This window comes from Corynebacterium ureicelerivorans, from assembly GCF_000747315.1.
Lineage (GTDB): Bacteria > Actinomycetota > Actinomycetes > Mycobacteriales > Mycobacteriaceae > Corynebacterium > Corynebacterium mucifaciens.
Genome location: NZ_CP009215.1, coordinates 1,387,835 through 1,400,801 on the forward strand (window position 1 = coordinate 1,387,835; position 12,967 = coordinate 1,400,801).

At 66.4% G+C, this 12,967-nt stretch carries 13 protein-coding genes; 7 read left to right on the forward strand and 6 right to left on the reverse strand.

All coding sequences use genetic code 11. The annotated features are described in order from the left end of the window. Positions 1-19 precede the first annotated feature (19 nt). A complete protein-coding gene (locus CUREI_RS06905; protein ID WP_038611963.1) occupies positions 20-2,092 on the forward strand; it encodes a PTS fructose transporter subunit IIABC in 2,073 nt (690 codons plus the stop codon). A 58-nt stretch (positions 2,093-2,150) separates the two neighbouring features. Further along, positions 2,151-2,420 (forward strand): HPr family phosphocarrier protein, encoded by a 270-nt coding sequence (locus CUREI_RS06910; protein WP_038611966.1) that lies wholly within the window; start codon positions 2,151-2,153, stop codon positions 2,418-2,420. A 71-nt stretch (positions 2,421-2,491) separates the two neighbouring features. Here the strand turns inward: CUREI_RS06910 and CUREI_RS06915 are convergent, their stop codons facing one another. After that, complete coding sequence (locus CUREI_RS06915; protein ID WP_038611969.1) at positions 2,492-3,772, reverse strand: uracil-xanthine permease family protein; 1,281 nt, start codon at positions 3,770-3,772, stop codon at positions 2,492-2,494. A 121-nt stretch (positions 3,773-3,893) separates the two neighbouring features. On the opposite strand from CUREI_RS06915, the gene nagB reads away from it, so the two are divergent. Continuing rightward, positions 3,894-4,619, forward strand: coding sequence for a glucosamine-6-phosphate deaminase (gene nagB / locus CUREI_RS06920; protein ID WP_038611971.1), 726 nt, complete (start codon positions 3,894-3,896; stop codon positions 4,617-4,619). On the opposite strand, the gene hflX is transcribed toward nagB, so the two are convergent. Continuing rightward, positions 4,616-6,151, reverse strand: a complete 1,536-nt coding sequence (gene hflX / locus CUREI_RS06925; protein ID WP_084768233.1) for a GTPase HflX — start codon at positions 6,149-6,151, stop codon at positions 4,616-4,618. The two genes, nagB and hflX, sit on opposite strands and share 4 nt — an antisense overlap. A 70-nt stretch (positions 6,152-6,221) precedes the next feature. On the opposite strand from hflX, the gene CUREI_RS06930 reads away from it, so the two are divergent. Both CUREI_RS06930 and CUREI_RS06935 read left to right on the forward strand, forming a co-directional pair. Then, positions 6,222-6,965, forward strand: a complete 744-nt coding sequence (locus CUREI_RS06930; RefSeq protein ID WP_051952256.1) for a hypothetical protein — start codon at positions 6,222-6,224, stop codon at positions 6,963-6,965. A gap of 18 nt (positions 6,966-6,983) precedes the next feature. Further along, positions 6,984-7,499: a hypothetical protein gene (locus tag CUREI_RS06935; RefSeq protein ID WP_038611974.1), complete on the forward strand. Its 516-nt coding sequence runs from the start codon at positions 6,984-6,986 to the stop codon at positions 7,497-7,499. 13 nt (positions 7,500-7,512) lie between these two features. On the opposite strand, the gene dapF is transcribed toward CUREI_RS06935, so the two are convergent. Genes dapF through CUREI_RS06950 form a run of 3 tightly spaced genes read right to left on the reverse strand, consistent with a single transcriptional unit; the run spans position 7,513 to position 9,784 of the window. Beyond that, a complete protein-coding gene (gene dapF, locus CUREI_RS06940) occupies positions 7,513-8,325 on the reverse strand; it encodes a diaminopimelate epimerase (RefSeq protein ID WP_038611977.1) in 813 nt (270 codons plus the stop codon). Then, positions 8,322-9,221, reverse strand: a complete 900-nt coding sequence (gene miaA, locus CUREI_RS06945) for a tRNA (adenosine(37)-N6)-dimethylallyltransferase MiaA (protein ID WP_038611980.1) — start codon at positions 9,219-9,221, stop codon at positions 8,322-8,324. The genes dapF and miaA overlap by 4 nt, the downstream gene beginning before the upstream one ends. Beyond that, positions 9,218-9,784 carry a hypothetical protein gene (locus CUREI_RS06950; protein ID WP_038614170.1) on the reverse strand — a complete coding sequence of 189 codons (567 nt, stop codon included), beginning with the start codon at positions 9,782-9,784 and terminating at the stop codon, positions 9,218-9,220. The genes miaA and CUREI_RS06950 overlap by 4 nt, the downstream gene beginning before the upstream one ends. Positions 9,785-9,917: 133 nt before the next feature. Between CUREI_RS06950 and CUREI_RS06955 the strand changes: the two genes are divergently transcribed. Both CUREI_RS06955 and CUREI_RS06960 read left to right on the forward strand, forming a co-directional pair. After that, on the forward strand, positions 9,918-11,270 hold the full coding sequence (locus CUREI_RS06955; protein ID WP_038611983.1) for a DUF349 domain-containing protein: 1,353 nt from the start codon (positions 9,918-9,920) through the stop codon (positions 11,268-11,270). Between the two features lie 9 nt (positions 11,271-11,279). Further along, entirely contained in the window at positions 11,280-12,359 is a 1,080-nt protein-coding gene (locus CUREI_RS06960; protein ID WP_038611986.1) for a GNAT family N-acetyltransferase, read from the forward strand. Here the strand turns inward: CUREI_RS06960 and CUREI_RS06965 are convergent. Beyond that, entirely contained in the window at positions 12,356-12,967 is a 612-nt protein-coding gene (locus tag CUREI_RS06965) for an Rv2732c family membrane protein (RefSeq protein WP_038611989.1), read from the reverse strand. The genes CUREI_RS06960 and CUREI_RS06965 overlap by 4 nt on opposite strands.

The following is a 12,967-nucleotide window of genomic DNA, read 5'->3' on the forward strand; positions in this document are numbered from 1 at the left end:
CTCCACGAGAGAAGGCCCCGTGAATTCCCCTCTTATTACACCCGAGCTTGTGCAACTTGACGCAGATTTGGGCAATGCACCGCCCGACGTCATCGCTCGCCTGGCGGCCTTGGTCGTTGGCGCAGGGCGAGCCACGGACGCCGCCCCGATAGCGGATGCGGCAACTGCTCGCGAGGAAAAGGCTGGCACAGGCGTCAATGGCCGGGTCGCCATCCCGCACTGCCGCAGCGCTGCGGTGTCCGAACCCACGCTCGCGTTCGCGCGACTCTCCAACCCTGTGGACTTCAACGGCCCCGACGGAGATGCAGAGCTAGTCTTCCTCATCGCTGCCCCGGAGGGCGGCGGCAAGGAGCACCTGAAGATCCTATCCAAGCTTGCGCGCGCGCTGGTGCGAGGCGATTTCGTGGACCGGTTACGCGCCGCAGCAACCGAGCAGGAGATCGTTGATGCAGTGCTTGAGGTGGTCAATGCCGAGCCGAACAAGAAGGCGAAACCGGCTGGTGGACAGGTGGCGCCCGTTGCGCCGGCAGGATCGTCGTCAAGCAAGGCGCCTGTGCGCATTGCCGCAGTGACATCCTGTGCGACCGGAATTGCGCACACGTACATGGCCGCCGACGCGCTGACGCGAGCTGCAGAAAGGCGCGGCGATGTGGAGCTGCGCGTGGAGCCGCAGGGCTCCTCCGGCGGCGACCGGCTGGACCAAGCCTTCATCGACTCGGCCGACGCCGTCATTTTCGCACACGACGTTGCCGTGCGCGACAAGGAGCGCTTCGCCGGAAAACCTGTGGTGGATAGCCCGGTGAAGCGCGGCGTGAATAAGCCCGACGCGATGATCGATGAGGCGATCGCCGCCGCTGGAAACCCCGATGCGCCCCGCGTGGCCGCCGCGTCGTCGACATCGGGCACCGAGCAGACGGACGCGTCGTCCGAGACGTGGCCGAAGCGTCTGCAACAGGCGATTATGACGGGCGTGTCGTACATGGTGCCGTTTGTCGCTGCGGGCGGTCTGCTGCTGGCGCTCGGTTTCCTGTTTGGCGGCGCCGATATGGCGAACGGGTGGCAGACTCTCGTCACCGATTACTCGCCGACGAACCTTCCGGGAAACGAGATCACCATCGACGGTGAAGCCGTCTCGTTCGCTCGCTCTGGCTGGCTGCTTTATCTCGGCGCGGTCTTCTTTGCTACCGGTCAGATGGCTATGCAGTTTGTCGTACCGGCGCTGTCCGGCTACATCGGCTACGGCCTCGCGGGCCGTCCCGGCATCGCCCCCGGGTTTGTCGGCGGCGCGATCTCCGTCATGGTCGGCGCGGGCTTCATCGGTGGGTTGATCACCGGCCTGCTCGCCGGTGCTGTCGCGTACTGGATTCAGACCTGGAAGGTGCCACGCTGGCTCGGCTCGCTCATGCCGGTGGTGATCATCCCGCTGCTGACCTCGCTTGTCATCGGCCTTCTGATGTTCCTGCTCCTAGGCCGCCCGCTCGGTGCGGTCATGGAGGGCCTGACAAGCTGGCTCGAATCAATGTCCGGCTCGTCCGCGGTGCTGCTCGGCCTGATCATCGGTCTGATGATGTGCTTCGACCTGGGCGGGCCGGTGAACAAGGCAGCGTACCTTTTCGGCACCGCCGGTCTATCCGCCGGCACGCAGGGTGCCTACGAGATCATGGCCGCTGTCATGATCTCCGGTATGGTACCGCCAATCGCGCTGTCCATCGCCACGTTCCTTCGAAAGTCCCTGTTCACCCCCGCAGAGCAGGAAAACGGCAAGTCCGCGTGGCTGCTCGGCCTCTCGTTCGTCTCCGAGGGCGCGATTCCCTTCGCCGCAGCCGATCCGTTCCGCGTCATTCCCGCAATGATGCTCGGCGGCGCGACCGCCGGTGCAGTTTCCATGGCGCTGGGGGTTGGGGCCCAAGCGCCGCACGGCGGTGTGTTCGTTATCTTCGCCTACGACCCTTGGTGGGGCATGCTCGCCGCGCTAGCGGCCGGCGTTGCTGTGGCCACGGTCGCGGTCGTTGCGCTGAAGCAGTTCTGGCCCAACCACGAGATCCGCAAGGCCGCAGAGCAGGCGCAAACCCCCGTGTCCGCTACGGCGTAGGGGCGTACACTCGGCAATGATCTGACGTATTGACAAACCCTGAAAGGTAGATTGCATCATGGCTTCGAAGACAGTGAAGGTCGGCTCCACCGTTGGCCTGCACGCCCGCCCGGCGACTGTGATCGCGGACGCCGCTGGCGAGTACGACGACGAAATCCTGCTCACCCTTGTCGGCGGCGACGATGACGACGAAACCGACGCAGCGTCTTCGCTGATGATCATGGCGATGGGTGCGGAATTCGGCGACGAGGTTGTCGTCACCTCCGATAACGCTGAGGCGGTCGAGGCAATCGCGGCGCTCATTGCCAAGAACCTCGACGACGAGTAAGCGGTGTTCGCTTAGCGACGGCGCAACGCCCGGGCAGCCGATACGGCCGCCCGGGCGTTGCTCTGTCCGCTCTAGTTCCGGAGTCGTCCTTCCCCAATCGTGTCGTAGACCCACCGCATGAGCGGGTATACGACGATGATGCCCACCGACCCCAGCGCGATGCCTTCCAGCGTGACATCGCCGACATCGAGGGTGAGGTTACCGATACCCACAATGAGGGCGACAGCTGAGGCGGTGAGGTTGGCTGGATCGGTGAAGTCCACCTCGTTGTCCTGCCAAATGCGAACCCCCAGCATGCCGATGAGGCCGTACAGCACGAGACACGCGCCGCCGAGAACGCCGGCGGGGATTGTGAAAATCACGGCGCCAAATTTCGGGATGAACGCGAGGATCATGGCAAAGACGGCCGCGACCCAGTACGCGGCCGTGGAATACACCTTCGTCGCCGCCATGACGCCGATGTTTTCGGCGTAGGTGGTGGTACCCGATCCGCCGAAGCCACCGGCGAGCGTCGTGGCGATACCGTCGCCGATCAAGGCCTTGCCCTGCAGGTGGTCCAGGTCGCGCCCCGTCATTTCGGAGACCGCCTTGACGTGACCGACGTTTTCCGCAATCAGCACCACCAACACCGGCAGCGTGACCAGCACTGCGGCGAGATGGAACTCGGGGCGGTGGAATTGGGGCAGCCCAATCCACGGCGCTTCGCCGATGGTCTCCAGTGCATCCTCGCCGAGACCCCCGGTCATCGCCGCGAATATCCAACCCACCAGCACGCCGATCAAGATGGATAACCGTGAAAGAATGCCGCGCGTAGCGACGGTCACCACCACAACTGTGAGGAGCGTGACCCCTGCGACCCACGGCTGGGTCTCAACGTTGGCCACCGCCGTCGGCGCGAGATTGAACCCGATAAGGGCCACAATCGCTCCTGTGACAACAGGGGGCATCACCGCGTCGATGACCCTCTTTCCTGCCCACTGGACAACGACGCCGACGAGTATGAGCACAAGGCCCGTCACCAACACTCCGCCGAGCTGCGCGCCCATGCCGTACTCCTGCGAAGCGGTGAGCGGCGCAATAAACGCGAAGGACGATCCCAGGTAGCTTGGCACCTTGTTGCGGGTGAGCAGCAGGAAGATGATGGTGCCCAGGCCGGAGAACAACAGCGTCGTGTTGACTGGAAAACCGGTCAAGGTTGGCACGAGCAGTGTGGCGCCGAACATCGCGACGACGTGCTGCATGCCGATGCCGATGGTGCGTGGCCAGCTAAGCCGCTCGTCGGGCGCAACTACGGCCCCGGGGTCGACGGTGCGCCCGTCGCCGTGCAAGTTCCATCCAAGAGAGTGCTTCACGGGTGAGCATTATCACCCCGCGAGCCCGCGTCGCGGTGCACCGGGGGTGGTCGGAGCCACTCAGCCACCCCGTACCCGCCAGCGCGGAATTCAGCGGCAGGTTCTTGCTACGTTAAGCCGCATGGACATCGTTGTGCGCCCTAATGTCGGACAAGTCGGCGTGTACGCAGCCGAACTGATCGCGCCGTTCGCCCATGCAGGTGCCACGCTCGGTTTGGCAACTGGCTCGACGCCCAATCCCACGTACGCGGAACTTGTGCGCCGCCACCGCGAGAACGGGTTGAGCTTTGCGGGCTGCGAGGCATTTCTCCTTGACGAGTACGTCGGCCTCGATCCGGCGAATGAGCAGTCGTACTACTCCACCATCCGCCGCGAGTTCACCAGCCATATAGATATCAAGGATGCGAAGGTGCATTCGCTCGACGGGCTGGCGCCAGACCCAGAAGCGGAAGCACGCGACTACGAGGCCCGAATCGCGGCGGCGGGCGGGATTGACGTGCAAATCCTCGGGGTGGGGGCAAATGGCCACATCGCCTTTAACGAGCCGCCGAGCGCGCTTGATTCGCGTACTCGGATGGTTGATTTGCACCCAGTCACCGTCGCCGACAACGCGCGCTTCTTCGATGACGAGGAGCAGGTGCCGCGCCAAGCCCTCACGCAGGGCGTGGGCACCATCATGGAGGCGCGCACCATCGTGCTCTTAGCTACGGGCGCGCGGAAGGCCGACGCCGTGCACGCGCTCGTGGAGGGCCCAGTCACTTCGGCGTGCCCAGCGTCGGCGCTGCAGCAGCATCCGCGCACCACGATCGTCCTAGACGAGGCGGCCGCGGCGAAACTCACGCGTTAGCCGACCACGAATTCCGCGTACTGCTCGGCAAGGACGCGCGGCAGACGGACGTCGATGCGCGTCCCCGCCTCCTCGTACTCCTCGGAGCGCACCGTGCCTTCGTCGTGGACGCGGCTGACAACGTCGCCGCGCGTGTAGGGCACGACCATGGTGACGTGGGCGTCGATCGAGTTGAGGTGCTGTTCGATGCGCACCTCGAGCTCCTCGATGCCCTCGCCGGTGAGCGCTGAGACGAACACCGCGGTGCGCCCAGTCTTCTCAAACGCGTGGCGCAGCTCCGCAAGCACCAGCGGGTCAGCCTCGTCGATCTTGTTCACCACGACAATCTCGGGCGGCATGTCCTCGCCCGAATCGCGGGTGACCTCCGCAAGTACTTCATTGACCGCCTCAATCTGCTTCAGCGGGAACGCGTCGGAGCCGTCCACAACGTGGAGGAGCAGGTCCGCGCCGGACACTTCCTCGAGGGTGGACTTGAATGCCTCAACCAGCTGGGTGGGGAGGTGTCGGACGAAACCGACGGTGTCGGTGAGCACCACGTTGCGCCCATCAGCGAGCTTTGCCCGCCGCGTGGAGGGGTCGAGGGTGGCAAACAGCGCGTCTTCCACCAGCACGCCTGCGCCAGTCATCGCGTTGATCAGCGAGGACTTGCCGGCGTTGGTGTAGCCGGCAATCGCAATTTTGGGGATGGTCGAGCGCTGGCGCTGCGCCCGCTTCACTTCACGGGCGGTGGTCATGTCGCGTAGCTGGTGGCGCAACTTGGCCATCTCGGTGCGGAGTCGCCGTCGGTCGGCCTCAATGCGGGTTTCACCGGGGCCACGGAGGCCGACACCGCCGTTGGACCCGGCGCGGCCGCCGGCCTGACGCGACAGGTTGCCGCCCCAACCGCGCGTGCGGCTGTACAGGTACTCCATCTGAGCGAGGCTCACCTGCGCCTTGCCCTCCCTGCTCTTCGCGTGTTGGGCGAAGATGTCGAGGATGAGCATGGTGCGGTCGATCACCTTGATCTTCAGGGCCTCCTCCAGCGCGATCATCTGCGACGGCGAAAGTTCACCGTCGAAGATCACCGTATCCGCCCCGGTGGCCTGCGCGATGTCGCGCAGTTCCGCAACCTTGCCGGAGCCAATGTACGTGCCCGGGTCAGGCTTATCCCGCTTCTGGTACAGCATGTCCAGCACCTCAGCGCCGGCGGTCTTGGCAAGCGCCGCAAGCTCCCACATGCTCGCCTCGATCTCCGCGACGGTCCCCTCGGTCCACGCGCCCACGAGAAGGACTTGCTCAATACGGAGCTTCCGGTACTCCACCTCGTACCCGTCCGCCTGCTCCTCGGAGCGAAGCTCGGTGGCTCCGGTAACGGAACGGAACGAGTTTCTTTCCGCCAAATCGAGGGCGCCGACAGTCGGCTCCGCACCGGGTTGCGGCTCATTGTGGCGGAATGCCTGGCGCAGCAGCTCGTCGTGGGTGCGCTGCTCCGGCGTCAGTTCGTCGTCAAGCAAAAAGTGTTCTTTCCTGTCTTTAGCAAGGTTCACTGTCATATCTACCGGATTCAACGCGGGCTGGCCCGGGATTCTTCCCGTTGTTGGACACCGGCTAGGATCTAGCGCCATGAGCACAGCAGTGAGCACCGATCTTTCCGCACTCGGCCTCAACTTTGACAAGTGGCAGGACGCTGTGGAGGCCGCGATTGCCACGGACCGCCTGTCCGTCGTGGGTGAGGTCCGCGGCGGGCAGCTGATCCAGTACACCGACCCGTCCGGCGCGCAGCTGAACATCCTGGCCGTTGAACCGTTTGCCACCTTCGCCGGTTTCGAGTCGGTCACCCGCACATACGCGCACATCACGCCGCTCAACGACGTCGTCGCGCTCGCCGACGTTGTCGACCCGCGCGGCAACGCGATCGCGTCGCTGACCGTCAACCTCGCCCAGGAGCCGTTGCTTGTCGACGACCCCGGGCTGGAATGGCAGGAGCTGTCGGTGACCGCGCTCGGCCTGGCCGTCGATTCCTACGAATCCACCGAGGCCTACCTTGCGCTGCACCCTGGAGCCGTGGTGGGCGCGGTGACCTCTGCGGGTGCCGACGCGGTGGCCAGCGGCAGTGCAACCACCCCTGACGCCAGCGCCGAGTTCTCCGGCCGCGTGCTGGAGGCCGAGTACCGTACCTCGGCGCTGACCGGCCAGCGGTTCATCCACGTTTCCGTCGACGCCGCGTTCCCGTTTGACGTGTGCCTGCCGGACGGCGAGCTGCCAAAGCGCGACAGCGTGATCGCCGGTACTGCCGTAATGGCCGGCTCCATCCCCACCCCCACCGGAGGCGGTTGCGGCGGATCGTGCGGCTGCGGCGGGCACTAAGCGTGTAAGAGGGGCACGATGAGCTCACCGGACAGGGACCTTTCACGTGCGCTGCTGGGCGCGCTCGTGCTTGCCGCCGCCGTGCTGCTCGTGCTCACGCTGAAACTGCCGGGCCTCCTGCTGTCTGTGCTGCTGGTCATCGGCGCGATCCTCATGGCCCGCCGGGTGCAGGCTGACCCGGAGGCGCTGGCCATCCGTTCCTCGCTCCAGTACGCCCGCGATGACATTGCCGAGGTGCTGGCGGCCTACGACCAGCTACAACACGGTGCTTCTGCCGCCGATGTCGCCGACCGCACGCTGCACTACCCTGCGCTGGCGAACCCGGATAACACGGTGCCTCAAATCAACGAGTTCCTCCTCCGGGCGTCTTCCGCGCGCAGGTTTGTGGCGCGCGTCGACGGCTACCTCGACTCCCCCACAACCGACAAAGCGCAGCTGGAGCGCATCCTCTCCGTGGCCGACCAGCGCGCCTTCGAGCTCCAGGAGGCATGGGACGACGCACGCCGGGCCGCCAAGGAGATTGGCCCGGCGTAGCCGCCGCGGGTCGTTACCGCCCCTCCGCCAACTCCCCGCGGAACACGATCGTGGACGGGCCCGTCATGGTCGCTTCGCCGTTATCGAGCACCACCTCGATGGAGCCGCCGGGAACATTGACAATCACCGCGCCGTTTTCGATGCCGGCGTCCGCAAGCGCGGCCTGCGCTGCGGCCACGGTGCCGGTGCCGCAGGAGCGGGTCTCGCCCACACCGCGCTCCCAGACGCGCATGTGCACGCTGCCGTCCGCAAGCTCGGTGAGCACCTCAACGTTGACGCCGTGCGGGAAGAACTCGGGGTCGAACTCCGGTGCCTCGAACTCCATGGTTGCAAGGTCCGTGGCGGTCATCCCCGGGATCACGCACGCCAGGTGGGGGTTGCCCACATCCACGCCGATGCCGGCGAACTGCGCTGCCCCCATCGACGCGGTGGACACGCCGGTGACCTCAACGCGTCCCATGCCGACAGCGACGATTGCGTCGGCGGAGTCGGCGGAGATTATCCGGATGTGCTTGACCCCGGCCCGGGTGTCCACGTCGAATTCCTCGGCCTTCTCTAGGCCCTCCGCCGCCAGCACATGGGCGAACGCGCGAATGCCGTTGCCGCACATCTCCGCGACGGAGCCGTCGGCGTTGCGGTAGTCCATGAACCACTTCCCGTCCGCTGCGCCGCCGCGGCGCACGACGCGCAGCAGCCCGTCGCCGCCGATCCCGGCGCGGCGGTCGCACAGGAACGCGACGCGCTCCGGGGCGAGGTCCAGCTGGTCCTCAACGTCGATGATGACAACGAAGTCGTTTTCGGTGGCGTGTGCTTTGAGGAATTTCACGCCAGCGAGTCTAACGCGGCCCCCACCACGTCGGGGCCAGCAGCATCCAGCCACACCGTGCGCGGGTCGCGGTTGAACCAAGAGCGCTGACGGCGCACGTACCGCCGGGTACCCGTGATCGTCTGCGCCACCGCTTCGTCTTCAGTGAGCTCGCCGTCGAGCATTGCCAGCACCTGGGCGTAGCCGATGGCCCGCCCGGCGGTGGAGTCGCGCACCAGGCCGTCGCGAATGAGCGAGCGAGTTTCGTCGACTAGACCCTGCTCGAACATCAACCGGGTCCGCAACTCGATGCGCGGGTTCAGCCAGTCCGCCTGCGTGCGCAGGCCCAAGATGCGCGTGCCCCAGCGCGGTGGCGCGTTCTTGGGCGGCTGGGAGGCCTTGAATGGCTTGCCGGTCAGCTCAATCACTTCGAGGGCCCGCACAGTGCGCCGCGGGTCCTTGTCCTCGATCACCCGTGCCGCGTCTGGGTCAACCTGCGCCAGCTCCGCGTGCAGCGCATCCACACCGATCTCCGCCAGCCGCTGCTCGTACTTTTCACGCACGGCGGGATCGGTTGGCGGGAACAACCACGCGTCGATGAGCGACTGCACGTACAACATGGAGCCGCCCACCAGTACCGGCACCTTGCCGCGGAACATGATCTCCTCAACCGTTTCCACCGCGAGCGCCTGGTATTCCGCCACAGAGGCGGTGCGCGTGACGTCCCAGACGTCCAGCAGGTGGTGCGCAATGCCCCCGCGCTCGCCCACCGGCAGCTTCGCGGTGCCGATGTCCATGCCCTTGTACAACTGCATGGAATCGACGTTGACTACCTCGCCGCCCAGCTCGCGGGCGAGCGCGATGCCGAGCGCTGACTTGCCGCTGGCCGTCGGCCCAACAACTGCAACCGGCCTCATACGCACCACTGCGCCACGTAGCGGCCCACGCCCAAGGTGTCGTCGTGGTCGATCAACTCCGCCTCGTGGGGCCTCAACCCAGCGAGCTCGTGCCAAAGCGCGGGTTCTAGCAAGAGCTTGTCGACGACCTCCAGCTGCCCGCCGTCCAGCCAGTCGAGCACCTGCTGGTGGTATTCCGGCGCGCCGTCCACCAGAGCGAGCGGGGCCCGCGGGGTCAATCCCGCCGGGCCGTCGAGCACCACAACTGTCACCGCGTTCGGGTCCGGGGTGCCGATGCTGTCGCGCGCCTCGCGGATGACCGGATCGCCCAGCACGAATCGCGCCACCAACTCGCCCAGGTAGTTCCCGCCGCGCACCGTCACGTCGGGCCTGCCCCACGCCGTGAACGACCCGGTGTGGGCGGTGTACCAGCGTCTGTCGCGTGAGCTGACGATGTCGATCGCCCGCCCGTCTGCGGTGCCCGCAAGTTCGCGGACGGTCTGGAGGAGGCGCAGCGAAGCGGCGTCGCTAGGCGAAAGCGCGAGTGCCGGCGACCCCGGCACAATCCAGAGGTTGGGTCTCACGCGCACAACCCTACCCAGCGCCCCATTTGCGCCCCGCGCCGGGCGTGGTGGCTGTAAAATCGCACGCATTGCGCAAGGCAGCCGCGACGCGCGGCACAGTGCGACCAGCTCGGCCGCAGAAAGGAATTCCCCGATGACTGATGCCAACTCCACCCCCACCCCGGGTACGAGCGTGCCGTCGCCGGCTGCGATGGCCAAAAAGCCGGGCCCGCGGCCGGGTGCCGCGGTGAAGACGGTCACTCCCGCACCGGTGCCGGCGCGTGAGCCCTCGGACCCGTCCAAGTTTGGTCGTGTGGACGAGGACGGCAACGTCTTTCTCACCCGCGGCGGCGAGGAGCGACAGATCGGGTCCTGGCAGGCCGGCACCCCCGCTGAGGGCTTGGCGCACTACGGCCAGCGCTACGACGATCTAGTCACCGAGGTTGAGCTGCTAGAGACGCGTCTGCGCGCCCACCCGGAGGAAGCCGACGCGATCCGGAAGTCGGCGGAGACGCTCAAGACAACGCTTGCGGATGCTGCGGTCATCGGCGACGTCGATGCCGTGGAGGCGCGGCTGACCAAAGTGGTCGAAGACTCCGCTGCCGCGCGCGAGAGGGCGAAGGAGCAGAAAGCGCAGCGGCGGCAGCAGGCAATTGCCCGCAAGGAAACGCTTGCCGCTGAGGCTGAAGACCTAGCGGAAAACTCCACGGAGTGGAAAGCAGCCGGTGATCGCATCCGCGCGATCCTGGAGGAATGGCGCAGCATCCGCGGCATTGACCGTGCCACGGACGACGAGCTGTGGAAGCGCTACTCCCGCGCGCGCGACAGCTTCAACCGCCGCCGCGGCTCGCACTTCGCGGAGTTGGATCGCGGCCGCGCTCAGGCGAAGAAGGCGAAAGAGGAGCTGGTCGAGCGCGCTGAGGCGCTCAAGGACTCCACCGAGTGGGGCGAAACCGCACGCGCGTACCGCGACCTGATGACCGAGTGGAAGGCGGCCGGACGCGCCCCACGCGAGGTGGACGACGCACTGTGGGAGCGCTTCCGCGCCGCCCAGGACCACTTCTTCGCCGCACGCAACGCCGTCAACGCTGAGCGCGACCGCGAGTTCGAGGCCAACGCGGACGCCAAGGACGCGCTCATCGCCGAATACGACTCGCTCATCGACCCGGCGAAGGGCCTCGGCGCGGCGAAGTCGAAACTGCGCGAGCTGCAGGACAAGTGGGATGAGATCGGTTTCGTCCCTCGCGGGCGCGTGCGCGAATTCGAAGACAAGATCGCGCGCATTGAACAGCGCGTCGCCGCCGCTGAAGACTCCCGCTGGCGCAAGACCAACCCAGCGCAGCAGGAGAAGGTAAATCAGTTCCAGGTCAAGGCCGACGATTTCGAGCGTCAGGCCCAAGCTGCTGAGGCACAGGGCGACGCGGCGAAGGCCGCGTCGTTGCGCGAGCAGGCCAAGCAGTGGCAAGAGTTCGCGGACGTGGCCGCCAAAGCAGTGAACGAAGGCTAGATCCAGCGAGTGCTCCACCCTCACCTTTACGTCCCCCGTCCGGGCCACAGCGACGATGCCGAGGCCGTGGTCGGGGGCTACGCCTTTTCCGCGACGCTTGCCATCCAGGACATCACCGGTCTTGTCACCTCGGGCGTGTCCGCCTCGCACATTGCCAAACGCCTTGAACCGTCTGCCGAGTCCGAGGCCATGCTGTTCGGCCTGGCTTCATCGCAGCACCTGCGCCCGGTGACCGAACTCGGGTACCCCGAGCTGTTCGCGGCCGACCTGGACTTCGTGGAGGCCTGGCTGTTCGTCTCACTGCCGCTGCTCGAAGACCGCGGGGTGATCGAAGCCAACTTCACCTTCGACTCTGAGGTCGCGCCGCTGCCGGGCGAACCCGCCCCCGCCGCACCGTGGGCCAGTGCGCTTTCGCTTCTCGACGACCTGTCGGCCCGACTCAACCGCCCCACCCGCCAGCTGTGGGTGACCCATGCCGTTGACGCTGCTGAGCCGCCGCGGATCCAGGAATTCGGCTACGCTCCGGCGTTCCGGGAAGATCAGGCGACCTTCACCGTGGGGGTGATAGCAACCCTGCCCGCCTCTTCCCCGGCAGAGTTCGCAGTCGTGCACGGACCTGGTTTCACGGTGGACCGGACGGCGGCGCCCGGCGAGGTGGAGCAATTCTCGCACCTACTAACGTCCGCATCGCGCGACTACCCACGCGGCGAGTTGGTCATGGACACCATCGAGTGGGACCTTGATCGCATCCGGGATGCCGGGGCGCGCTTGCAGGACCGCGGTGGCGCGCAGCTCACCGGCCTTGCCTACGTTGACGGCGAATGCGTGGGGCTGTGCGAGGTGGTGCGCTACGCCTCGGACGACCCCAAAGTGTGCGAGCTGGGACTCGTCTACGTCATGCCCGAATACCGCGGCCGGGGAATCGGCGCGGGCATGCTGCGCACTTCCATGGAACGGGCGAAGGAAACGTGGGAGGACTTGGAGACCGTTTACTGCTCCTACCCCGCAGACTCCCCCGCCGCACAGGCGCTCATGCGGCGGCTAGGTGCCGGGGTTGTCTCTTCCACAACCGCGTGGCAGAAGCCCTAGCGCGTTCGATTGTGGCGCTGGGCCGCGCGGGACCTGCGGTCGTCGATGAGCAGAGGGTTGTCCTGGTGCTTTGTCGCCGCGCGCTGCGCCATCGCTACCTCGTCCTTGCCCTGCGATTCGGCACGCTCCCGGGCGAGCGCCGCTTGCGACGCGTTGCGCGACAACATGAGCGGGAATGTGGTGAACACGACGGCGACGACGGAGAGGATGGCCAGGTAGTAGCCGGGGCCGCGGCTGATGTCGAGCCCGCTCGAGTTACGCAGCCAAATGCCCAGGACGGAAAACACCAGGGAGACGGTGGTGACCATCCACGCGGGCACGGTGATTGCAAAGCGCTGCGTGACAACCGCGAGGGTGGTCAGGATGCCGACGCCGATGAACGAAATCCACGCGAAGACGTACTCCGTGATCGTGGTTTGCGCTTCCTTCGCTGCGCCGGTTGCGGCGAGCACCTGCCACCCAGATGCGTCGCCGACAAACGGAAGCACCATCGCGACCAGGTAGAGCGCCGCGGCGGCTGCGAGAACCCAGCGTTTCGCACCCATGTCCACCGTGGACGCGGCGGTCTTTTCTTCGTGGGCAAGGGCTGCGGGATTGGGCTGCGTCAT

Excerpts from the sequence above, each read along its gene's own strand:
- CUREI_RS06910 (WP_038611966.1), top strand. The coding sequence starts at position 2,151 with ATGGCTTCGAAGACAGTGAAGGTCGGCTCCACCGTTGGCCTGCACGCC.
- nagB (WP_038611971.1), top strand. The coding sequence starts at position 3,894 with ATGGACATCGTTGTGCGCCCTAATGTCGGACAAGTCGGCGTGTACGCA.
- hflX (WP_084768233.1), bottom strand. The coding sequence starts at position 6,151 with ATGACAGTGAACCTTGCTAAAGACAGGAAAGAACACTTTTTGCTTGAC.
- CUREI_RS06930 (WP_051952256.1), top strand. The coding sequence starts at position 6,222 with ATGAGCACAGCAGTGAGCACCGATCTTTCCGCACTCGGCCTCAACTTT.
- CUREI_RS06935 (WP_038611974.1), top strand. The coding sequence starts at position 6,984 with ATGAGCTCACCGGACAGGGACCTTTCACGTGCGCTGCTGGGCGCGCTC.
- miaA (WP_038611980.1), bottom strand. The coding sequence starts at position 9,221 with ATGAGGCCGGTTGCAGTTGTTGGGCCGACGGCCAGCGGCAAGTCAGCG.
- CUREI_RS06955 (WP_038611983.1), top strand. The coding sequence starts at position 9,918 with ATGACTGATGCCAACTCCACCCCCACCCCGGGTACGAGCGTGCCGTCG.
- CUREI_RS06965 (WP_038611989.1), bottom strand. The coding sequence starts at position 12,967 with ATGACGCAGCCCAATCCCGCAGCCCTTGCCCACGAAGAAAAGACCGCC.